19 protein-coding genes are annotated in these 23,270 nt (G+C 33.1%); 17 read left to right on the plus strand and 2 right to left on the minus strand.

Annotated elements, in window-relative coordinates; all coding sequences use genetic code 11:
- The first annotated feature begins 12 nt into the window (after positions 1-12).
- Positions 13-786, plus strand: a complete 774-nt coding sequence (locus V1T75_RS15890) for a C40 family peptidase (RefSeq protein ID WP_330489478.1) — start codon at positions 13-15, stop codon at positions 784-786.
- A 76-nt stretch (positions 787-862) separates the two neighbouring features.
- Here the strand turns inward: V1T75_RS15890 and V1T75_RS15895 are convergent, their stop codons facing one another.
- Together V1T75_RS15895 and gyrA are read right to left on the minus strand one after the other, a co-directional pair.
- On the minus strand, positions 863-2,101 hold the full coding sequence (locus tag V1T75_RS15895; protein WP_330489479.1) for a tetratricopeptide repeat protein: 1,239 nt from the start codon (positions 2,099-2,101) through the stop codon (positions 863-865).
- Positions 2,102-2,117: 16 nt separating this feature from the next.
- The gene (gene gyrA, locus V1T75_RS15900) at positions 2,118-4,619 is read right to left on the minus strand and encodes a DNA gyrase subunit A (protein WP_330489480.1); all 2,502 of its coding nucleotides are present in this window, start codon (positions 4,617-4,619) and stop codon (positions 2,118-2,120) included.
- Between the two features lie 309 nt (positions 4,620-4,928).
- On the opposite strand from gyrA, the gene V1T75_RS15905 reads away from it, so the two are divergent.
- The 16 genes from V1T75_RS15905 (at position 4,929) to V1T75_RS15980 (ending at position 23,270) form a co-directional block, all read left to right on the plus strand.
- Complete coding sequence (locus V1T75_RS15905; protein WP_330489481.1) at positions 4,929-7,490, plus strand: ATP-dependent Clp protease ATP-binding subunit; 2,562 nt, start codon at positions 4,929-4,931, stop codon at positions 7,488-7,490.
- 141 nt (positions 7,491-7,631) lie between these two features.
- Positions 7,632-8,588 carry an MBL fold metallo-hydrolase gene (locus V1T75_RS15910; RefSeq protein WP_330489482.1) on the plus strand — a complete coding sequence of 319 codons (957 nt, stop codon included), beginning with the start codon at positions 7,632-7,634 and terminating at the stop codon, positions 8,586-8,588.
- 52 nt (positions 8,589-8,640) lie between these two features.
- Positions 8,641-9,201 (plus strand): helix-turn-helix domain-containing protein, encoded by a 561-nt coding sequence (locus V1T75_RS15915; RefSeq protein ID WP_330489483.1) that lies wholly within the window; start codon positions 8,641-8,643, stop codon positions 9,199-9,201.
- 86 nt (positions 9,202-9,287) lie between these two features.
- A complete protein-coding gene (locus tag V1T75_RS15920; RefSeq protein ID WP_330489484.1) occupies positions 9,288-11,705 on the plus strand; it encodes a heavy metal translocating P-type ATPase in 2,418 nt (805 codons plus the stop codon).
- A gap of 156 nt (positions 11,706-11,861) precedes the next feature.
- Positions 11,862-12,083 (plus strand): heavy-metal-associated domain-containing protein, encoded by a 222-nt coding sequence (locus tag V1T75_RS15925; protein WP_330489485.1) that lies wholly within the window; start codon positions 11,862-11,864, stop codon positions 12,081-12,083.
- A 398-nt stretch (positions 12,084-12,481) separates the two neighbouring features.
- On the plus strand, positions 12,482-12,814 hold the full coding sequence (locus tag V1T75_RS15930) for a hypothetical protein (RefSeq protein ID WP_330489486.1): 333 nt from the start codon (positions 12,482-12,484) through the stop codon (positions 12,812-12,814).
- Positions 12,815-12,936: 122 nt separating this feature from the next.
- Positions 12,937-13,377: a hypothetical protein gene (locus V1T75_RS15935; protein WP_330489487.1), complete on the plus strand. Its 441-nt coding sequence runs from the start codon at positions 12,937-12,939 to the stop codon at positions 13,375-13,377.
- A gap of 165 nt (positions 13,378-13,542) precedes the next feature.
- Positions 13,543-14,250, plus strand: coding sequence for a DUF3667 domain-containing protein (locus tag V1T75_RS15940; RefSeq protein WP_330489488.1), 708 nt, complete (start codon positions 13,543-13,545; stop codon positions 14,248-14,250).
- A gap of 16 nt (positions 14,251-14,266) precedes the next feature.
- Positions 14,267-14,617, plus strand: a complete 351-nt coding sequence (locus V1T75_RS15945; protein ID WP_330489489.1) for a hypothetical protein — start codon at positions 14,267-14,269, stop codon at positions 14,615-14,617.
- A 78-nt stretch (positions 14,618-14,695) separates the two neighbouring features.
- The gene (locus V1T75_RS15950) at positions 14,696-15,628 is read left to right on the plus strand and encodes a hypothetical protein (RefSeq protein ID WP_330489490.1); all 933 of its coding nucleotides are present in this window, start codon (positions 14,696-14,698) and stop codon (positions 15,626-15,628) included.
- A gap of 135 nt (positions 15,629-15,763) precedes the next feature.
- Positions 15,764-16,348, plus strand: a complete 585-nt coding sequence (locus V1T75_RS15955; protein ID WP_330489491.1) for a hypothetical protein — start codon at positions 15,764-15,766, stop codon at positions 16,346-16,348.
- Between the two features lie 239 nt (positions 16,349-16,587).
- Positions 16,588-16,749: a hypothetical protein gene (locus tag V1T75_RS15960; RefSeq protein ID WP_330489492.1), complete on the plus strand. Its 162-nt coding sequence runs from the start codon at positions 16,588-16,590 to the stop codon at positions 16,747-16,749.
- Between the two features lie 248 nt (positions 16,750-16,997).
- Positions 16,998-17,372 (plus strand): nuclear transport factor 2 family protein, encoded by a 375-nt coding sequence (locus V1T75_RS15965; RefSeq protein ID WP_330489493.1) that lies wholly within the window; start codon positions 16,998-17,000, stop codon positions 17,370-17,372.
- Between the two features lie 270 nt (positions 17,373-17,642).
- A complete protein-coding gene (locus tag V1T75_RS15970; protein ID WP_330489494.1) occupies positions 17,643-19,973 on the plus strand; it encodes a discoidin domain-containing protein in 2,331 nt (776 codons plus the stop codon).
- A gap of 392 nt (positions 19,974-20,365) precedes the next feature.
- Positions 20,366-21,724 carry a DNA cytosine methyltransferase gene (locus V1T75_RS15975; protein ID WP_330489495.1) on the plus strand — a complete coding sequence of 453 codons (1,359 nt, stop codon included), beginning with the start codon at positions 20,366-20,368 and terminating at the stop codon, positions 21,722-21,724.
- Entirely contained in the window at positions 21,708-23,270 is a 1,563-nt protein-coding gene (locus tag V1T75_RS15980) for an ATP-binding protein (protein WP_330489496.1), read from the plus strand. Before V1T75_RS15975 ends, V1T75_RS15980 begins: the two co-directional genes overlap by 17 nt.

Consider the following 23,270-nt stretch of genomic DNA (forward strand, 5'->3'; position numbering starts at 1 on the left):
CCTAACTAATAGATGTCTTTCGGAATTTGTAATTTAAGTATTGTTCCTCTTCGATTAGAGCCTTCTGATGCTTCAGAAATGGTAAATCAAGTTGTTTTTGGTGAACACTTTGAAGTCTTAGAAAAATCTAAAAAATGGAGTAAAATCCGTTTGGCTTTTGATGAGTATGAAGGATATATAGACAATAAACAATACGAAGAAATTTCAGAAGAGATACATGCTCTTTTATCTAAAGAGAAAAAGCACTATGCTGGCGAATTGATTGATTTTATTACCGATAACAATAGTAATTTAACCACGATTCCTATGGGAGCTCGTCTTCCGTTATTTAAGAATAATAAAATTAACATTAATCATACCTCATTTTTATACGAAGGTAAAGTATGCAACCGTAAGCTGGTAAAATCTGCGATTGTAGAAACTGCTTTTTTATTCTTAAACGTTCCCTATTTATGGGGTGGAAAATCACCTTTTGGAATTGATTGTTCTGGATTTACCCAAACGGTGTATAAATTGTGTGGGTACAATCTTTTACGTGATGCAAAACAACAAGCAACTCAAGGTGAAGTATTGAGTTTTATTGAAGAGAGCGAACCTGGTGATTTGGCTTTTTTTGATAATGAAGAAGGAACGATTACTCATGTCGGAATTATTATGAACGACTACAACATCATACATGCTCACGGAAAAGTTCGTATTGATAAGTTAGACCACAGTGGAATTTACAATGTTGATACACAACAACACACCCATAAACTTAGGGTTATTAAACGTTTGATTGAGTAATCAGCGTTTAATTTATAGCACATAAAAAAAACCGAAACTTTAAAGTTTCGGTTTTTTTTATGGTTGAAATAATTGCTTACTTCATTGATTTGTATAATTCTCTGTACTCAGAAGCCTTATCACTCATTTCTAAAACTTCGTATAAGTTCATTAACGTTTTAACAGTTTCTACATTTCTGTTTAAACTATCTGCTTTTTCTAAAAATGGAATAGCTTCTCGATACACTTCTTTTTGCTTTGCAGCTAGCTCATCATACTTTTTAAAGTTAGATAAGTTTTTATTCATCTCATCTACAATTGCTTTTTCTTTGTTTAAAACCACTACTGCTAAATTCATATAAGCATCAGCATAATCTGGTTTTAATTCTACAGCTTTTGTGTAGTACTTCTTAGCATCTTCTATTCTTCCTTCGTTAAAGTTTACAACACCTAAATTGTAGTATAAAGTTGGGTTTTCTGGATCTAAAGCTACAGCTTCACTCATTAATTCTCCAAACTTATCCATCTTTCCCATATCAACATATAGTTGAGCTTCATTTAAAATTAAGTTTAAATCTTTAGGGTTAGAAGCACGGGCATCTTTAAAAGCTGCGATAGCCTCATCTGTTTTCCCTTGTTCTTTTAAAATCAAAGCTATGTTCTTAACGATGGTAGCAGATTTTGATTCAGAAGATTTAGTCTCAGGCTTTACAAAACTTCCCGACTTTACCATTAAATCTCTTCTCGCTTTATCAGTTCCAAAACTTTCTACTTTCCCTGTAGCTTTATCGGTAGCTACATATTGTTCTTCAACGCCTGTATAACCTACTTTTTGTAATTCTCTATAATATTCAATTGCCTTATCATACTCTTTTGCTTGAGTTGCAGAAATCGCTGCATTGTACGCAAATGAAGTATCAGTAGGACTTAATACATATGTTAAATAGAAGTCTTCAGCAGCTTGCTGGTAATCTTTTTTATTATTGTATAAATCAACCGCTTTTTTTGAAACCTCTTGAATCATCTGATTTAAAATTGGCTTCGCTTCATCGCCATACTTATCGTCTTTCATGGCTATCAAAGCATTGAATGCTTCTCCTGCTGCTCTATATTCTTTTTTAGCAGCCAATGCTTTTCCTTTTAAGAAGTAAAATTTAGACTTATATTTATCTTCACCGTTCATCATTAAAGACCCTTCTATTGCGTTAAGGGTACTTAATGCTGTAGTAAAATCTTGTTTTTTTATAGCTTTCTCAGCAGCTTTAAGTTCTGATTTTTGAGCAATTGCCCCTAACGACATTAATCCTAAAGAAAGGGCTAAGATTTGTTTTTTCATTTTTGTTATGATTTATTTATTGTTGTTCTTGACTTTCATTCGTTTCATTTTCAATTTCCGTGCCATCTTCTTCTTCGTCTTTTTCATGCATCACTTTTGCTACTGCTGCAATATCGTCATTATCTTTAATATTAATCAATTTAACTCCTTGAGTTGCTCTACCCATAACTCGTAAATCTTCTACAGCCATTCTAATAGTTAACCCAGATTTGTTAATAATCATTAAGTCGTTAGAGTCGTCTACATTTTTAATTGCAACTAAATTACCAGTTTTTTCTGATATATTCAACGTTTTAACTCCTTTACCTCCACGGTTCGTTATACGGTAATCTTCTAAGTTAGAACGTTTTCCATATCCTTTTTCTGAAACTACTAAGATATTACTTTCCATATCATTAACAGCGACCATACCAATTACTTCATCATTTTCATGTGATAGGGTAATACCACGAACTCCTGAAGCGGTTCTTCCCATTGGACGAGTTTTAGCTTCTTCAAAACGAATTGCTTTTCCAGATTTAAGTGCTAACATTACTTGGCTATCTCCTGTAGTTAACTTCGCTTCTAATAATTCATCTCCATCTTTAATGGTAATTGCATTGATACCATTAGCTCTTGGACGAGAATATTGTTCTAAAGGAGTCTTCTTAACCTGACCACGTTTTGTTGCCATAATTACATAGTGATTGTTGATGTAATCTTCATCTTTTAAATCACCTGTTACTAAAAAGGCTTTTACTTTATCGTCTTGTTCTATATTTATTAAATTTTGAATCGCTCTTCCTTTTGTATTCTTTCCTCCTTCAGGAACTTCATACACGCGCATCCAGAATACCTTTCCTTTTTGAGTAAAGAACAACATATACTGGTGGTTCGTCCCTACAAATAAGTGTTCTAAGAAATCTTCGTTACGGGTCGTTGCCCCTTTTTGTCCGCGTCCCCCTCTATTCTGAACTTTATATTCATCTAAGTTTGTACGCTTTACATAACCTGCATGCGAAATGGTAACAACAACTTTAGAGTTAGGAATCATATCTTCGATTCGCATATCTCCTCCTGCATATTCAATTACAGAACGACGATCATCACCATACTTTTCTTTTACTTGAATTAATTCTTCTTTGATGATATCATAACGTCTAGGTTCATTCGCAAGAATATCTTTCAAATCTGCTATCGTTTTAATGATTTCGTCATATTCAGCACGTAACTTATCTTGCTCTAGTCCTGTTAACTGACGTAAACGCATTTCAACAATGGCACGTGCTTGAATTTCTGTCAGTTCAAAACGCTCCATTAATTTTTCACGAGCTTCATCAGCATTAGCAGAACCTCTAATAATTGCAATTACCTCATCAATATTATCAGAAGCAATAATTAATCCTTCTAAAATATGCGCACGTGCTTCGGCTTTCTTTAATTCGAATTCTGTTCTACGAACAATTACTTCATGCCTGTGTTCAACAAAATAGTGAATTAACTGCTTTAAGTTTAACTGCTCTGGACGTCCTTTTACTAAGGCAATATTGTTTACACTAAATGATGTTTGTAATTGTGTATATTTAAACAATTTGTTTAAAACAATATTAGGAATTGCATCGCGCTTTAGTATGTAAACAATACGCATTCCTTTACGGTCAGATTCATCACGAATACTTGCAATTCCTTCTAATTTCTTTTCATTGACCAAGTCGGCAGTTTTCTTAATCATTTCTGCCTTATTCACTTGGTAAGGAATTTCAGTTACTATGATACACTCACGTCCTTTTACTTCTTCAATCGTAGCTTTTGCACGCATTATAATACGCCCACGACCTGTATGGAAAGCATCTCTTACGCCATCGTAACCATAAATAATTCCTCCTGTTGGAAAATCGGGTGCTTTGATGTGTTGCATTAACTCATCAATCTCAATATCGCGATTATCAATATAAGCAACAGTACCGTTAATCACTTCTGTTAAGTTATGAGGTGCCATATTGGTTGCCATACCAACTGCAATACCCGATGCTCCATTAACTAACAAGTTAGGAATACGTGTTGGTAACACGGTTGGCTCTTGTAACGTATCATCAAAATTTAGCTTGTGATCTACAGTCTCTTTTTCTATATCAGATAACATTTCTTCTGATATTTTCTGCATACGTACCTCAGTATAACGCATTGCTGCTGGACTATCACCATCAACCGAACCAAAGTTCCCTTGTCCATCAACCATCATATAACGCACACTCCAATCTTGTGCCATACGTACCATAGAGTCGTAAACCGAAGTATCTCCATGTGGGTGGTACTTACCTAATACTTCCCCTACAACTCTTGCAGATTTTTTATATGCTCCAGTAGCTTTAATTCCTAACTCATGCATACCGAATAAAACCCTTCTGTGTACAGGTTTTAAACCATCTCTTACATCTGGTAATGCTCTGGATACTATCACCGACATTGAATAATCGATGTATGCGGACTTCATTTGCTCTTCAATGTTGATAGGGATCAACTTTTCGCCATCTGCCATATATTTTCTTTTAAAATATTAGTATTTATTTTCGTCAAAAAAGTGAATTTTACACTCGATAAAACTCACTTTTTGAAATGCTTTACAATTCTCTGCATTTTCTAAAACATTGCAAGATACTACAACCCTCAGTTTTACACAAAAAATATACCGACTGTTTTGTAGTAATTTATTAACAATTTTATAAGGATAACAAACTTTAAAATGCCTTATTTTACTCGTCAGAATGTCAGTTGAAAACTATTGGCATCTTTTTTGTAATTTTTAAGAAAAAAACTTACTAACTTTACAGAGATAGAAAATAAATTTATGGACGATAATTTTTCACCACAGGTTAGAGATGTGATTACTTTCAGTAAAGAGGAGGCCTTACGACTAGGACATGACTTTATTGGAACGGAACATCTTTTGTTGGGTTTGATTAGAAAAGGTGATGGAAAAGCCATTGAAATATTAACAACTTTTGATGTTGATTTAGATTTAGTACGTAATAAACTAGAAAAACTAAATCCGACAACTCCATCTTTTTCAAGCCCTCAAAGAAAGAGCTTACACCTTACCAGACAAGCAGAGAAAGCTATAAAAACAACGTTTTTAGAAGCTAAATTATATCAAAGTAACGCTATAGACACGGCACATTTATTACTGTGTATCTTACGCAACGAGAACGACCCTACGACCAAACTACTTCAAAAATATGATGTAGATTACGAGCAGGCTAAAAACTTGTATAAAGAATTACACGTAGATGACGACACGTTTATTTCTCCTATAGGAGAGTCTCCTTCAGATGACGAGTTTGCTGACGAAAAGTCTAATCCTTACGGACAACAACCTCAAAAAGGGAAACAAGTTAAAAAATCTAAAACTCCTGTTTTAGATAACTTCGGGCGTGATTTAACAGCCTTAGCAGTGGCAGGAAAATTAGACCCTGTTGTAGGTCGTTTAAAAGAAATTGAGCGTGTTTCACAAATTTTAAGCAGACGAAAAAAGAACAACCCAATGCTTATTGGTGAACCCGGTGTTGGTAAATCTGCCATCGCTGAAGGATTAGCTTTACGCATCGTAGATAGAAAAGTATCTCGAATTTTATTCGATAAGCGCATTGTTTCTCTTGACTTAGCTAGCTTAGTTGCCGGTACAAAATATAGAGGTCAGTTTGAAGAACGTATGAAAGCGTTAATGAATGAGCTTGAGAAGAATGATGACATCATTTTATTTATTGATGAGATTCATACCATTGTGGGTGCCGGAGGAGCTACAGGTTCGTTAGACGCTTCTAACATGTTAAAACCTGCCTTAGCAAGAGGAGAAATTCAATGTATTGGTGCAACTACTTTAGATGAATACAGAACAAATATTGAAAAAGACGGTGCATTAGAACGTCGTTTTCAAAAAGTAATCGTCGACCCTACTTCTGTTGAAGAAACAATACAGATTTTACACAACATTAAAAGCAAATACGAATCACATCATCATGTTTCCTTTACTGATGAAGCTATTGAAGCTTGTGTAAAATTAACCAACCGTTATATGACTGATCGCTTTTTACCAGACAAAGCTATTGATGCTTTAGATGAAGCTGGATCGAGAATTCATATTACAAATATTGTAGTTCCGCAACAGATTTTAGAATTAGAAGCAAAACTAGAAGAAATTAGAGGTCGCAAAACCAAAGCAGTAAGCGGACAAAAGTACGAAGAGGCTGCAAAGCTTCGCGATGACGAAAAAAATATAGAAACAGCCTTAGAATCAGCTCAACACCAATGGGAAGAAGATTCTAAACTACATAGAGAAACTGTAACTGAAGATAATGTAGCTGAAGTTGTATCGATGATGACAGGAATTCCTGTAAATCGTGTTGCAGAAGCAGAAAGTAACCGTTTAGCAGAGCTTCCTCAATTAATAAAAGGTAAAGTAATTGGTCAAGATGAAGCCGTTACCAAAGTAGTAAAAGCTATACAACGTAACCGTGTTGGATTAAAAGACCCTAATAAACCTATTGGTTCTTTTATTTTCTTAGGTTCAACCGGTGTTGGTAAAACACAGTTGGCTAAAGTATTAGCACGAGAGCTATTTGACTCTGACGATTCTTTAATTAGAATTGACATGAGTGAGTACATGGAGAAATTCGCCATTTCTCGTTTAATAGGAGCACCTCCAGGATATGTTGGTTACGAAGAAGGAGGACAATTAACCGAGAAGGTACGTCGTAAGCCTTATTCTGTAATCTTATTAGATGAGATTGAAAAAGCGCACCCCGATGTATTTAACATGCTCTTGCAAGTACTTGACGACGGACATATAACAGATAGTTTAGGTCGTAAAATAGATTTTAGAAACACCATTATTATTATGACTTCAAATATTGGAGTTCGTAAGTTAAAAGATTTTGGTGGCGGTGTTGGTTTCGGAACGTCTTCTAAAAAAGAGCAAGAAGATGCACATGCAAAGAGTATTATTGAAGGTGCTTTAAAGAAATCGTTTGCTCCTGAATTTTTAAATCGTATTGATGATGTGGTAATCTTTAATTCTCTTGAACGTGAAGACATTCATAAGATTATTGATATAGAATTAGATAAATTACTAAAACGTATTGATGACCTAGGGTACAAACTTACGCTAAGTGACAAGGCCAAAGATTATATTGCCGACAAAGGTTTTGATAAACAATACGGAGCTCGTCCTTTAAAAAGAGCTATTCAGAAATATATTGAAGATGCATTAGCGGAAGAAATTGTTAACTCTAAACTAAACGAAGGCGATGCTATTTTTATGGACTTAGATGAGAAAGACAAAAAGCTCATTATCAAAATAGAAAAAGGTGAAAAACCAACAGAGTCTCGCACTGAAGTAGACGAAGATCAATAAAACAAAAATCCCGAGCAAAATACTCGGGATTTTTTTGCTCTATACTTAAACACATACGCAAACACCTCTCTCTGTTTACCTGTATTAAAATTTGTACTTTTAACTAATAATTCAAGTACAGCCTCGTTAACAAACTATCGCATGAACAAATATTGCATTCTTATTTTTACTCTTTTTATCCTTTCTTGTTCTGAGAATAAACCTTCAAAAACAACATTTCAAATAAACACAAGCAATACCGCTATTGTCATTTTAGGAACTATTCAAGATGCAGGTTCTCCACAAATTGCGTGTAAAAAAGACTGCTGTGCTACGCTTTTTAAGAATCCTGATAAAAAAAGACAGGTAACTTCATTAGGAGTAATTGACAAGCAGTACCAAAAATCGTATTTGTTTGAAGCAACTCCCGATATTGCAACCCAAATGAAGACACTTACTAAACTAGAAGGTAAAAGTGATAAAGAAATTGCAAATGGAATCTTTTTAACACATGCTCATATAGGGCACTACACTGGTTTAATGTATTTAGGTAAAGAAGCTATGGATGCTGACAATACACCTGTATATACGATGCCTAGAATGAAAGAGTTCTTATCTGAAAATGGACCTTGGAATCAATTAATCACACGAAAAAACATAGCACTTCATCCTATAGAAAATGAAAAGCCAATTGAATTAACCCAAAACCTTAAGGTTACTCCGCTTATTATTCCTCATAGAGACGAGTATTCTGAAACTGTTGGCTACCGAATAACTGGACCTAATAAAAGTGCTTTGTTTATTCCTGATATTGACAAATGGGAAAAATGGGACAAAAACATTATTGATGAAATTAAAAAAGTAGACTACGCTTTTTTAGATGCTACATTTTATAGTGGAAAGGAACTAAACAGTAGAGATATTAGCCAAATACCCCACCCTTTTATTATTGAAAGCTTAGAAAAATTTAAAGGCTTAAATAAACAAGAAAAAAACAAAATTATCTTTATTCACTTCAACCATACAAATCCTGTAATCAATCCTACCAGCGAAGAACGTGAGTTTGTAATTTCACAAGGGTATAGAATTGCAGAAATTGAAACTGTTTTTGATTTATAGCAAGCACTTATTTCTATCTTTGTAAACCTAACAAACTATAATAAAAAACACTATGACGCTCACTATTAAAAACATGGTTTGCAATCGCTGTATCCTAGTCATTCAAAATGAATTAGACAAATTAGGTGTGGGTGTAAAAAGCATTAAATTAGGTGAGGTCATACTCGAAAAAGAACTTACTTCAGATGAAAAAGAACGTCTAGACAAAATTTTACTTGATTTAGGCTTCGAGATTATTGATGATAAAAAAAGGCGCATTATTGAAAAGATTAAAAACTTAATCATCAATTTGGTACACCATCAAGATAATGCGACAAAAGTTAACTTATCTGATTTGTTAAGCAACGAACTTCATCACGATTACAATTACTTATCCAATCTTTTTTCTGAAGTAGAAGGTACTACTATTGAAAAGTATTTTATTGCTCAAAAAATAGAAAAGGTAAAAGAGTTACTCGTTTACGATGAATTATCCTTAAGTGAAATTGCGTTCCGTTTGCACTATTCAAGCGTAGCATATTTAAGCAACCAGTTTAAAAAAGTTACAGGATTAACGCCGAGTCACTTTAAAAAAATCCGTAAAGACAGAAGAAAACCATTAGACGAGGTGTAAATCTTATAAATCAATTCCAAAATTCCACAATAAATTTTCTCTAACTTAATGCCAACTTTGTATTGTACAATTAATACAGTAAAAAAATGGCAACAAATAACAATAAAGATATCATTTACCTACCCTTAGAAGGTGTAGAAAGTGAACACTGTGCTTTAATCGTTGAAAAAGGACTAGCACATGTTGAGGGAGTTGAAACCCATAAAGTAGAACTAAACAACCAAAGAGCTGCTATTACGGTTACTAACGAAAAAGTTCTTACAAACGCCGTTACTGCTATAAAAGATTTAGGTTACGGTGTAACCACTGTTAAAAAAGTATTTCCAGTATTGGGTATGACTTGTGCCTCTTGTGCAGGAGGTGCTGAAAGTATTGTTAGCTACGAACCTGGTGTAGTAAATGCTTCGGTAAATTTTGCTAGCGGGGACTTAACGGTAGAATACCTACCCAACATGACCAATGCTACAAAATTGCAAAAAGCAGTACAAGGTGCAGGGTATGATTTGCTTATTGAAGACGAAACCAAACAACAAGAAACCCTCGAAGCTATTCATGAAAAGAAGTTCAAGCAACTAAAAACCAAAACCATGTGGTCGGTACTCCTTTCGTTACCTGTAGTTGTTATTGGTATGTTTTTTATGAACATGCCTTACGCCAACCCTATTATGTGGGCCTTCTCTACCCCTGTGTTATTATGGTTTGGTAAAGACTTCTTCATCAATGCATGGAAGCAAGCCAAACATCGTTCTGCAAACATGGACACTTTGGTCGCTTTAAGTACAGGTATAGCGTATATTTTTAGTGTATTCAACATGTTGTTTCCTAAGTTTTGGGAATCTAGAGGATTAGAAGCACATGTATATTTTGAGGCTGCTTCGGTTATTATTGCATTTATTCTTTTAGGAAAACTATTAGAAGAAAAAGCCAAAGGAAACACCTCATCTGCCATTAAAAAATTGATGGGGCTACAGCCTAAAACTGTGGTTGTAATACAAGCTGACGGAACGGAAAAGCAAACCCCTATTGAAAATGTGAATGTAGGTGATACTATTCTTGTTAAACCAGGAGAAAAAATTGCGGTAGATGGTATGGTTACTACAGGAAGCTCGTATGTAGATGAAAGTATGTTAAGTGGTGAACCTGTTCCAGTACTAAAAGAAGAAAATGAAAAAGTATTTGCAGGAACCATCAATCAGAAAGGAAGTTTCCAATTCAAAGCTGTTAAGATTGGAAAAGAAACCATGTTGGCTCAAATTATTAAAATGGTACAAGATGCACAAGGTAGTAAAGCTCCAGTACAGAAATTGGTTGACAAAATCGCCAGTATTTTTGTACCTGTAGTTATGAGTATTGCTGTGATTACCTTTATTATATGGTTTGCTTTAGGGGGTGATAACGGAGTGGTTCAAGGATTGCTAGCTGCTATCACCGTATTGGTTATTGCATGTCCTTGTGCTTTAGGACTGGCTACTCCTACCGCTATTATGGTGGGGGTGGGTAAAGGTGCCGAAAACGGTATTTTAATTAAAGATGCTGAAAGCCTTGAATTGGCTAAAAAAGTAAACGCCATTATTTTAGACAAAACAGGAACTATTACCGAAGGAAAACCAGAAGTTACTGGTATATCTTGGTTACAGAATAATGATACTGCTAAGAACATTCTTTTAAGTATTGAGAAAAAATCTGAACACCCATTAGCAGAAGCTGTTGTAACGTTTTTAGGAGATACTGCCACTACCCCACTAACAAATTTCGACAGTATTACGGGTAAGGGTGCTAAGGCTGATTATGACGGTGAAACCTTTTTTGTGGGTAATAAGAAACTATTGGCTGAAAATAAGGTCACCATAGCAGACGAACTTTTAAAACAGGCAGACGAATGGAGCAAACAGGCTAAAACCGTTATTTGGTTTGCTAATAGTAAAGAAGCATTTTCTGTGCTTGCTATTTCAGACAAAATAAAAGAAACCTCGGTACAAGCTATTAAAGAGTTACAGGCTATGGATATCGAACTATACATGCTTACGGGTGACAACGAAGCTACTGCAAAATCAATCGCTGAAGAAACAGGTATTCAACATTACAAAGCTGAAGTGTTACCACAACACAAAGCTGATTTTGTAAAAGAGTTACAGCAACAAGGAAAAACTGTTGCTATGGTGGGTGATGGTATTAACGACAGTACTGCCCTAGCTACTGCCGACGTAAGTATTGCCATGGGAAAAGGTAGTGATATTGCGATGGATGTTGCTAAAATGACCATTATATCATCTGACCTAAGTAAAATACCACAAGCCATAAAACTATCAAAACAAACGGTAGCTACCATTAAACAAAACCTTTTTTGGGCATTTATTTACAACCTTATTGGTATTCCTATTGCTGCTGGTATTTTATATCCATTTAATGGTTTCTTATTAAACCCTATGATTGCTGGTGCAGCTATGGCTATGAGTAGTGTTAGTGTCGTTACCAATAGCTTACGATTAAAGTGGAAAAAGTAACAAGTATTTCGGCACTAGCAAGTGTCGAAACGTTTTAAATCTGACTTAGAAGGTAAATCTGTAAATCTCACAAATCAATCTTAAAATTGTACAACAACAAACAACGGTGTTGTGCTGAAATTTGCCGCATTCAATAACAAATAAATTTTTAATATAATGGAAAATAATAAAGAGTTAAAATTCAAAACAACCCTTAACTGCGGAGGATGTGTATCAAAAGTACAAGCTGATTTAGACAATGCTGAAGGTATTTACCATTGGAATGTAGATACTAATTTAGAGGATAAAATTCTTACCGTAAGTTCTAAAGGAATTACAGCCGACGAAGTAATTGCTATCGTAAAAAGTAAAGGTTTTAAAGCAGAGCCTTTAGTATAAAAAGCAAGTACACAATTCTCACTTACGGTACAAATTGAAACAAACGAGAACACCTGTGCTTTTGTTAGTTGTTAAGTTAACTGTTTATAAAACCTTACACTTAAATACACTCCTCTTTGGGGTGTATTTGTTTTTTAAAAAGACTTCTTTATACTTCACGGCACCTAACAAACATTTTTCTACAAAATACAAATATTTTACCTTTTTTATTGTTTGAAATTACCCCCCTTAGGCTTGAGGTGTCGACCCGATAAAAAGTTGCACTTTTTTATCTTACTTTTTTTATATTTGAGAGTATTAATAAAATTGCTATATCTTCCATTTTTTCTACTGTGTAAAATGCGTATTGGTAATTTTATTACGTATATAAACTAGTTGGCATTAATTTAAATTAACAAATGACTTTAATACAAATCTCACTAATAATAACATTAATTTCCGGTTTTTTAATAACAACTTACCCTGTTTATGCAATGAAAAGAGGTTGGCCTGTAGGAGAAATATTGTCAAATGAAAGTGGAATTATAAGGTCACTTGGAGGACTTTTTATGCTTGCCTCCATCGTTGCTATATTCTTTTACTTTAAATGGACAATTTCTTCAGCAATTTTAGTAGGATTCAGCTTTATAGGTTTTTTCTTGACTTCAATTTTTAAAACATACACTCAAATAATAAGTATAATTGGACTTTTCATAGGTATAGCTATTGGTCTTTATTATTATCTATCCTAACATGACTAGTTTGAATATTAAATAATAATAAAAGAATTGTGAAAAACTTAAAACGAATTTCGACATATTTTATCTTTGGCTTAATCGTTTTCATAGCTTTAAAAGGTTGCTATGGAAAAGTAATGATATTTGATAAACCGAATGTATACGAAATGACAGACCAAAACGGTCAAGTAGATAGAGTGTTTTTAATTCCGAGTAGTAAAGTAATATTCTCTAAAAATTATAAAGGCAAATATGATATAGGTGCATTTACGACAAAAAGCACAAATGCACATCATTATTTAGGTCCTATATATAATACTGGAAATTCTCTTTTTAGCTTAAAATGGTTAAGTGGTGCAAAAGACCTTTGGAAAGTTGATTTTAAACTAATGGATAAAATTTCATCTTTAGATAATTCTACCTTTGACGAAATAGGTTCAAGCTTTAGCTGTAATTTAATTGAGTACGAAAACTCAATAGAATTATGTGGACAAGAATACCTTAAAATTGATATATCTGATTCCGAAATAGATAAATTAGTAAAACTATTTGACTGGAAAAAAAATGAAAAAAACTAATGGCAACACCGTATAAAAAGAATGTTTAGTTTAGTATAAAACCTAAAGTTAGTGCGTATTTGGTCACTCTGATTTTCCTACGGAAAATCCTCGGACACAAAACCGCACTATTCTTATACAAACCGTTAGCAACAATAAAATCAGAACACTTAATTAAAGAATTAAATGAATTGCATTTCCTGTAATTTTGAACACAATGAAAAATATTGTCCAAATTGTGGTGAAAGAAATGGAACTAAAAAAATAACTTTAAGTTCAATAGTTGAAGATTCATTTTCATCTATTACAAATATGGACAAAGGTCTTTTATTTAATATAAAAGCACTATTACTACATCCAAGAAAAATTACAATTGACTATGTTTTAGGAAAAAGAAAAGGGATTCTTAACCCTATTTCATTTCTAATTCTTGCTATTACCATATATATAATTGTCATAACCTTTTTTAAGGTACCAAAAGAATTAGTCGAAGAAAATAGTATAACAAAATCTAAACTTAAAGAGACAGGTAATTACGTTGGACTTTTCATTAGAACTTACTTGAAGTATTTTTGGGTATTATGCATAATTCCACTAGGAATATCATTAAAACTATTTTTTAGAAAATATAATTTAATAGAACATCTAGCTATCAGTTCATTTATAATTGGACAAGCTACCTTAATAGGAATTTTAAGCTACTTAATTTTCAGATTTCCATTAATTTTAGATCCAGTAGTTTATCTAGTCATTCTATGGTTAGTTTATAGAATATTTAAAAATAATAACGACAGAATTGAAGCAATTCTAATATCAATAACCGTTTTAATATTATTCATAATTCAATTAATTATAATTATTGGAATAATCGGAGGAATAAAATACTTTTGCTAACAATAGCTATAATTCAATGAAAAACAACTCCACAATATCATCCAACAAATTCTTTCTCGGAGAAGGAGAAGATGGAATTTATTCTAACATAACTATTGAGATAAAAAAATCAGAACAAGCAATTATAAATCGTGGAGCTAATATTCAATTACAAGATGAAGAGATCTTAAGAGCAATTGAAAAAGAATTTAAAACGAATTGGATTGAGAGATATAAAAAGGATGAAATTTATCTGGAAATTATAATTCTAAATGTTGGAATCGATCCGACCGGACGAAAGTATAAAGTGGATAATTCTGTTGGAGGAGTGATGCATGATGCACTGCCAAAAATTGGTATCCAACCGCCTCAGATATTTGGATTGTAAAACACAAAAAAAGTAGCTAACAAAACCTAAACTGCATTAAAACACAGTTTATCTAAACCGCTCTACACAATTTAGAAAATGAAAAAACTTACAATCATTTTAATTCTAGCTTTTATTGTACTTGCTTCCTGTAAACAGAGCAAACAAAAGAAACAACAAGTAACTCCTGAAAAGTTTGAGTTTACCGAGCTTATAAAAGAAGATTACGAACTTTATAAACCAACTAAAGAAATTAAAGCAGTTTTAATTTTGTTTGGAGGTTACCCAGAAGTTGCTAAAGACATTAAAAGAGAGTTTAAAATTCTTGATATTGCTAGAAAAAATAATATTGCGGTTATACTTTCTAATCTTAATCAGAAATTATGGCTTGAAGAAAACGAACAACAACAACTTGCTAAAAGTTTACAAACTATAATTACAGAAAATCAATTACCAACCGATAATATCTTTATTGGAGGCTTTTCTAGTGGTGGTGTTGTAAGTCTTTTAATAAGTAATTATATTGTTGGTAAGAAACAATTTTATATCGACCCAAAAGGAGTATTTATAGTAGATTCTCCAATAGACTTAGTTGCTTTGTATAAATCTTCAGAGAAAAATATAGAACGAAATTTTTCAGAACCAGCAATTCTAGAAAGTACTTGGCTATTAGAAACATTAGGTAATAACTTTGGCAACCCTAAAGACAGTATTAAAAAATACGAGGAAAAAGCTGTATTTACCTCCAGTACAGACAATATTTCTAATATAGAGAAACTAAAAAACACTAAGATTAGACTTTATACAGAACCTGATACTCTATGGTGGAAAAAGAATAGAATGGCTGATTATGACCAAATGAATGCTTTCTATATCAAAAAACTATATGAGAGTTTAAAAACTAATGGTTTTAATAATATTGAGTATATACCAACAACAAACAAAGGATATAGAGCAAATGGTGAACGACACCCTCACAGTTGGGCTATTGTTGACAAAAACGACTTGATAAACTGGATATTGACAAAATAAATACTGACCACCAACATTGGCTATAAATAGTTAGTCGTACTCGCCTACTTCTGAATATATTCAGTTTACATTTACTAAATTAGGCTCCCAAAACAAGTAACCATCCTTATACTTTATAAAAAACAATAAAGATTAATGAAAATTAAATTAATAAGAATCAGTAAAAACGAATGGATTTCATTTATTCTAACTTTAATAGCAACCCTATCGGGTGTTTTAATTGCTATTTGGCTAACTAATTCAGGGATTAGGAATAAAGAAAAAGAAGACACTATAAAACTTTTACACACTGCTAAATTAATTTTAGCTAATACAAGTGAATATTCTAATAATCTAAATAAAACAATACTTGAATTTGAACAGGATACTGTTAACTATACAAAAGAACAATTAGAATCTGTGAAAGCAAACAATCCTATTCCATATCCTGATTTATTAGAAACAATAATATCAAATGAATTAATAGCTAAAAACGTATCAGAATACTCTCATAATGCTATTTATAACAATTTAATTAATCTTAGAAAATTATCCCAATATGAAACCGCTGAATACTATCTTAAATTATTGGAAGAAATGATGCTTAATTTAGACCTAGAAATAGAGTTCCAAAAAGATGAAATAGATGTCAATGAATTAGAATCCAAATTTGAACTAGAAAAAAAATTAATTGAAAATAAGTATTCTACTAAAAATATATCAGTGATTAAAACTGATTAAAAAGCGTAGTGCGCAATAAACCAAATCACATAACCATTCATAATTGAGATTGTATAATAGCTCATTGGAGTTTATAAATTGAAAATCATAGGATTTTTTTAAGCTCGTTTATCTTTTTTAAAATTCTAAACAGTTACTAACTACTGTTAAATAAGGAATTACCGTACTTTTATTACGGTTTATTTTGTTATTCCATTATATTTTATTACTAAGTTTAGTAAATTTTAAAACTCAAAATTATGTTAAAGAACATTTCAAACTTAGGTGCTGTTTTAAACAAACAGGAACAACAAACTATTAATGGAAAAGGAGGAATATCTTGTCCTCCAGGCTATTGCTTAAATTGGAGTGGTGGTTGCACACATTTAGCTAGTGCTATTTTTGATGATTGTGCTAGTTAAATTATCAGTCCTCGCTTATCGGGGACTTTTTTAATTTGCTACTTTTCCACCTCTGTTCCCTTAATAATAGCACAAACACGTATAGGCTACTTTTAGTAAGATAAGACTCTACCATAATTTTATAAGCGTTTCCACATCTAATTGCTTCTAACTTTGATAAAAATTGTAAATGTGCCTCTAAAGCAATATCTTTAGTTCTTTTATCAATATAACGTTAGTGCGCATAAACTTTACTTAAAAATGAATCTATGAATAAAAATGAAATTGCAAAAAAGTACTTGGAGCACCTCGAAAAAGGAAATATAGAAAAGGTTATTGATTTGTTTAGTAATAACGGATTTGTTGAGTCTCCTATCTATGGCATTAAAAAAGCTGACGAATTTTATCGTACATTAAATAATGACACTTCTAATTCGGAACTTTTCCTAAAAGGAATTTTTGAACAAAATGAATCTAATACCCTAGCACTTTATTTCACCTATAAATGGACGTTAAAAAACAATGAAAAAGTAGAATTTGATGTTGTTGATATTATTGAGTTTAACTCTGAAAACAAAATAACCAAGCTAAAAATAATTTACGATACAGTTATTTCTAGAAGACTCGTAAGTGAATTAAATTAGTATATAATTCTCCTAAAGAAAAGAGCTATAGAAATTGAACTCAGAAAAGAATACCCCACCTCTAACCGCTACTCTCCTCCTCTGTTATTTTAATTAAGCATCCTTAAAAATTAGTGCTGGAACTACAAATATAACAATGACTTAACAGACTATTTACACTCCCTTCACTTATAAAAAATACTAGTTTATACATTTGAAAACTAATCAATTAACTATTTCTGTAGACTAGATTCTATACGAGTTTTTTCAACATCAAACTAATTTACCCCCATGAGAAAAACTATTCTTTTTGTCTGCTTCTTAGTAGTAGGAAGCCTTATCAAATTACACGCACAAAGTGTAAATCCTTCAAAAACCACTTATGCTACCAACGAAGTTATTACTATCAATTTTTCTGACGGTTCTGGCAATGCAAAAGACTGGATTGGCATCTACAAGCAAGGAGATACTCCCGGTCTTGTAAGCTCTATTGATTGGTTGTATGTAAACGGAAAACAATCGGCTACCAAAAAACTCAAAAATGGTACGGTTATCTTTTCAGCTGGTTTACCAAATACTGGAACTTATAAAGTGTATTTTTTTAAAAATGACGGATACACAGTATTAGCTTCTTCAAGCTTTACGGTTGATACAGAAACTCCTACCTGTGCTCCTATTTCACAATCTGGATGGAGTTTACAGTATGTAGACAGTCAAGAAACATCAGGTGAAAACGGAGTAGCTACCAATGCCTTTGATGGCGATACGTCAACTATTTGGCATACTGAATGGAGTGCTAGTCAACCTATGCACCCGCATGAAATTCAAATTAACTTAAATGGTATCTACGATGTTTGTGAGCTAAAATACTTACCTCGCCAAACAGGAACCAACGGTACCATTGCCGATTATCAAATTTATGTAAGTGATACTCCTTCTAATTGGGGAACTGCTGTTGCTACGGGAACCTTCGCTTCCAATCAAACAGAAAAAACGGTTAGTTTTCCTAAAAAACAAGGACAATATGTGCGCTTAGTAGCCACTTCTGATATCAACGGTGGAAATTACACCTCTGCTGCGGAGATTCATATTGGAGGAACTTTAATTCAACCAGGAGCTCCCGTAGCTAATTTCACTTCAAACACCACTTCCATTATTTTAGGACAACAAATTTCTTTTACAGATAGTTCTACGAACAATCCTACCTCTTGGAACTGGACATTTGAAGGTGGAACTCCTAGTACGAGTACTGATCAAAATCCAGCAGTAACCTACAACACCGAAGGCACTTATAATGTTACTTTAACTGCAAGCAATACCACAGGTAATAATACCATTACCAAAACAGGCTATGTTACTGTTCGTAACACCAACAGTCTTAAAGTATTGCAGTTTAATATTTGGCAAGAAGGAACTTCGGTACCAAACGGAATGACCTATATCAGAGATGTCATTGCCAACGTAAATCCGGATATTGTGTGTTTTAGTGAAGTAAGAAACTATACGGGTGATTGGACTACTAAAATTGTAAACAACCTTGCTGCTATTGGCTTAAACTATCACAGAGGATATGCTTATGGTGATGTTTCTATCATTAGTAAATACCCTATTACCTCATCGGGTACCAACCTTGGTGCAATTTCGGTTTTTGAGGTGGATGTTAACGGACAAAGTGTGGTGGTAGCAACCGCACACTTAGATTATACGTATTACGCTACCTACCTTCCAAGAGGATACAACTGTGGAGGTTCTTCCCCTTATAGTGGATGGAGTAAAATAGGTGCCGCCAACCAAGATCCGAAACCAGTAACCGATCCTGCTATCATTACGGAGCAAAATTTAGGTTCACGAAGAGATGAGCAAATTGCTACCTTTATCAATCATATAAAAAATGAAACTCGTCCAGTAATTTTAGTAGGGGATTTTAACGAACCTTCGCACTTAGACTGGACAGCAAGACAAGCGAATATGTTTGACCACCACGGAGTGGTATTCCCTTGGCACACGACCAAAACTTTAGAAAACAATGGTTTTGTAGATGCTTTTAGAGAAGTATATCCTGATGAAGTTGCCAACCCTGGTATTACCTGGCCTTCTGTTGCTACAGGAGTTGGAAGCACTAGCTGGACACCAGAAGCTGACGAGAGAGATCGTATTGACTATATTTTTTACCGAGGTGCTACCCTTTCTGCAACCAGTGCTACTCTTGTAGGTCCAAAAGCATCCTATGTTAACAATGCATCGAGTACCGCAAATACTGAAAATGATATGTTTGAGGCAGACCAACTACCTTGGCCTTCCGACCATAAAGGAGTGAGTGCTGTGATTAATTTATCTGCGAATACTACTGCTAGCATGTTTGAAACAACTGATACCACTTCACTAACCGAAGATACTTTTAGCGTATATCCTAACCCGACAAAAGGTATGGTGAATATCAAATGTGAAGATTGTACGCCGTTTACCTATACCGTACGAAACTTTTTAGGACAAACAATTTTACAGCAAACCACCACACAAAACAATGTGAACATCAATTTAAAATCAGCTCCTAAAGGAATGTATTCTGTTGATATTAAAACCAAGAACAAAACGCTTACCTATAAAATTATAAAGGAGTAAAACGCTCCCAAGAAGCTACTACAGAAAAAGATAATTATTGATACCATAAAATCCCAAGCTAGAAACTTGGGATTTTTTAGTATATTTAGTTCGCAAAAAATGAAAAGAAATAAAATTGCTAAAAGTTCTGCTTATCCTACCAAAAAAGGAGTGTACTAGTAAATTTATTCTGTATATAAATTAGTTGGGTATAAGTTCTGAAAAACCAACAGCAAAAACAACACAATTGGTTTTTCCTATACTTAAGCCAATTCTTAAAAAACAAAAGAGTTGTTTTTCGCCATCGAAAGGAATGAAATATGGAAAACAGTAACAGTTTTAAAAATGAAGTCTTTAATTTTGTAACTGAGTCAAAAGAAATAAAACATTAATGAAAAAACTATATCCATAAAATGAAATTTATTGATTTATTCGCAGGAATTGGTGGATTTCATATTGCCCTAGAAAAACTCGGACACGAGTGTGTATTTGCAAGTGAAAAAAGAATAAACCTAGCTGAACTTTATGAGAAAAATTTTGAAATTGAAGTAAATAGGGATATAACTAAAATAGAGGTTTCAGATATTCCCACTTTTGATATTTTATGTGCAGGATTTCCTTGTCAACCATTCTCAAAAGCTGGAAAACAAGATGGATTACTAGACGAAAGGAATGGTTCTCTTTTTGATAAAATTGTAGATATTTTAGAATTTCACAAACCAAAGTATTTTATACTTGAGAATGTGAGAAACCTTATAAGCCACGATAATGAAAATACTTGGTTTTATATTAAGGAACAACTCGAAAATAAACTAGGGTACAAAATTGACAAGAAAATTTATTCACCACATAATTTTGGAATTCCTCAACATAGAGAAAGGCTTTTTATCATTGGCTCAATTGATGGATTAGATCATTTTGAATGGCTAGAAACCACCAATAAAACAACTAGTATTTTTGAATATCTCGATAAAAATCCTGCCAATGCCAGGAAATTAGAAAATGAAAAAATTCAAGTAATTGATATTTGGCAAGAATTCATTTCTAAAATTCCAAAAGAGCATAAACTTCCAAGCTTCCCAATATGGAGTATGGAGTTTGGAGCAACATACCCATTTGAGGAAAAAACACCATTTGCTTCTTCAACAAAAGCACTTGCAAATAAAAAAGGAATTTTTGGAGTAGATTTAAAAGGGTTATCTCGACAAGATAAATTTGCAAAATTACCAAGTTATGCTCGGACAGAACAAGCAGAATTCCCCTCTTGGAAAAAGAATTATATACGACAGAACAGAGCATTTTATGAAAAGTATAAAGACATTTTAGAACCAATTGTTAAAAAAATTGAAAAACTAAAAATTGCTAGTTGGCAAAAACTTGAATGGAATGTTCAAGGTGGTGAAAGAGATTTATATAAATATATTATTCAATTTAGAGGTTCTGGAGTAAGAATAAAAAAAACAGATTTTTTTCCTTCACTTGTAACTGTTAGTACACAAATCCCCATAATTAGTTGGGAAAAGAGATATATCACTCCATCTGAAGGAGCTCGCATTCAATCTTTAAATGGAATTGAATTACCCGAAAATATTGGCACTTGTTTTTCGGCATTAGGAAATGCTGTAAACGGCACTATTGTTAGATTGATTGCAGAAAAACTGATTAAAAAAGAACCTAATACCATTAAATTTAATGGCAATTCAAAAGTAATGAACGGGCATAAAGCTAAGTCAAATACACCAAACGAGTTAGATTATGAAAGAATTGAATAATATAAACATTCGCCCAGGTGTTACAATTCTTTCAGTCTTAAAACACCTAAACTACAAGCCTTACTATGCTTTGGCAGAATTTGTTGACAATGCAATAGACAGTTACTTAAAAAACGAAAATGAGTTAAAAAAAATTGAAGGAGATGATTACAAGTTGAGAATTGATATTGAATTTGATACAAACAATCAGAAAATAACAATCAAAGATAACGCAGCTGGCATTCATTCAAATGATTACCAAAGAGCTTTTAGGACAGCGGAATTACCACCTGACAATACCCGTTTGTCCGAATTTGGAATGGGGATGAAATCCGCTGCTTGTTGGTTTTCTAATAAATGGCAAGCAAAAACAACAGCTCTCAATGAAAATGTAGAGCGTAAAGTATCTTTTGACATCTCAAAAATAGTAGAAGATAAAATTCAAGAACTACAAATTGAAACTAAAGATGCAAAGCCAAACTCCCACTATACTTTAATTACCTTATTCGGCATAGAAGAAAAAATGCCAATTCGCAGAGGACTCGGCAAAGTCAAAAGACATTTAGCGAGTATTTATAGAGATTTTTTAAGAAAGGACATTTTAGACTTATATATAAATGGTGAAAAACTAAGCTACAAAACACCAAAGATTTTAAATACTGCATATTTTGAAACTCCCAACGAAGAAAATGTGACTTGGAAGCAAGAAGTTGATTTTGATTTTGGAGACGACCACAATGGTGGAAGGTTAAGAGCGAAAGGTTTTGTTGCCATTATGGAAACAATGTCAGTCAGAGATAGTGGATTTGCACTATTTAGGAGAGGAAGAGTAATCGAAGGAAGTGCGGATAATGACGAAGGCTTTAGACCTCCTGCCTTATCTGGCTCATTAGGTAGTCATAGATACAAAAGACTTTTTGGAGAACTACATCTTGAAGGTTTTAACGTAAGTCACACAAAAGATGGTTTTCAGTGGGACGATAATATGGAAGCCTTTTTAGAATTATTAAAAGGAGAACTTGATGGCGAAAATTCAATACCAATTCTAAAGCAAGCTGATAAGTATAGAGTTCGTGAAAGTGCTAAGAACTATCAAAAAGTATCTCAAAAAGTAGTTGATAATACAACTGATAAAATTCAAAATGGAATTGCAAAAGATGTTCAAGCTGTTGTTGCAAAACTTACAACAAACATTGTTGAGGAACCTCAATTAGAGGAAGTTGAAAAATCCTATCATAAGAAATTCCCATTAAATATTTCCAATATTGATTATATGGTTCATATTGAGTTGTCATATGACGAGACAATTGATGAATTAATTCAGGTCGGTGACCATTTAATCCCTGAGAAAGATAAAAATTATAAAAACATCGGTGTTAGATTATCGCTTATTCATCCTTTTATGGTTGAATTTGCAGGTGATGACCACAAAGTAATCGAGCCAATATTACGTTTAGTTGTTGCATTAGGTCTATCCGAAATTATAGTGAAAAAGTCAGGTGCTCCAGTAACAGAACTGAGAAATAATATCAATGATCTTTTACTTGGCTCTCTTTCAAAAATATAA

It is taken from the genome of Tenacibaculum sp. FZY0031 (assembly GCF_036350695.1).
GTDB lineage: Bacteria > Bacteroidota > Bacteroidia > Flavobacteriales > Flavobacteriaceae > Polaribacter.

Coding starts and splice junctions, on each gene's coding strand:
- V1T75_RS15890 (WP_330489478.1), top strand. CDS start 13: ATGTCTTTCGGAATTTGTAATTTAAGTATTGTTCCTCTTCGATTAGAG.
- V1T75_RS15895 (WP_330489479.1), bottom strand. CDS start 2,101: ATGAAAAAACAAATCTTAGCCCTTTCTTTAGGATTAATGTCGTTAGGG.
- gyrA (WP_330489480.1), bottom strand. CDS start 4,619: ATGGCAGATGGCGAAAAGTTGATCCCTATCAACATTGAAGAGCAAATG.
- V1T75_RS15905 (WP_330489481.1), top strand. CDS start 4,929: ATGGACGATAATTTTTCACCACAGGTTAGAGATGTGATTACTTTCAGT.
- V1T75_RS15910 (WP_330489482.1), top strand. CDS start 7,632: ATGAACAAATATTGCATTCTTATTTTTACTCTTTTTATCCTTTCTTGT.
- V1T75_RS15915 (WP_330489483.1), top strand. CDS start 8,641: ATGACGCTCACTATTAAAAACATGGTTTGCAATCGCTGTATCCTAGTC.
- V1T75_RS15920 (WP_330489484.1), top strand. CDS start 9,288: ATGGCAACAAATAACAATAAAGATATCATTTACCTACCCTTAGAAGGT.
- V1T75_RS15925 (WP_330489485.1), top strand. CDS start 11,862: ATGGAAAATAATAAAGAGTTAAAATTCAAAACAACCCTTAACTGCGGA.
- V1T75_RS15930 (WP_330489486.1), top strand. CDS start 12,482: ATGACTTTAATACAAATCTCACTAATAATAACATTAATTTCCGGTTTT.
- V1T75_RS15935 (WP_330489487.1), top strand. CDS start 12,937: ATGATATTTGATAAACCGAATGTATACGAAATGACAGACCAAAACGGT.
- V1T75_RS15940 (WP_330489488.1), top strand. CDS start 13,543: ATGAATTGCATTTCCTGTAATTTTGAACACAATGAAAAATATTGTCCA.
- V1T75_RS15945 (WP_330489489.1), top strand. CDS start 14,267: ATGAAAAACAACTCCACAATATCATCCAACAAATTCTTTCTCGGAGAA.
- V1T75_RS15950 (WP_330489490.1), top strand. CDS start 14,696: ATGAAAAAACTTACAATCATTTTAATTCTAGCTTTTATTGTACTTGCT.
- V1T75_RS15955 (WP_330489491.1), top strand. CDS start 15,764: ATGAAAATTAAATTAATAAGAATCAGTAAAAACGAATGGATTTCATTT.
- V1T75_RS15960 (WP_330489492.1), top strand. CDS start 16,588: ATGTTAAAGAACATTTCAAACTTAGGTGCTGTTTTAAACAAACAGGAA.
- V1T75_RS15965 (WP_330489493.1), top strand. CDS start 16,998: ATGAATAAAAATGAAATTGCAAAAAAGTACTTGGAGCACCTCGAAAAA.
- V1T75_RS15970 (WP_330489494.1), top strand. CDS start 17,643: ATGAGAAAAACTATTCTTTTTGTCTGCTTCTTAGTAGTAGGAAGCCTT.
- V1T75_RS15975 (WP_330489495.1), top strand. CDS start 20,366: ATGAAATTTATTGATTTATTCGCAGGAATTGGTGGATTTCATATTGCC.
- V1T75_RS15980 (WP_330489496.1), top strand. CDS start 21,708: ATGAAAGAATTGAATAATATAAACATTCGCCCAGGTGTTACAATTCTT.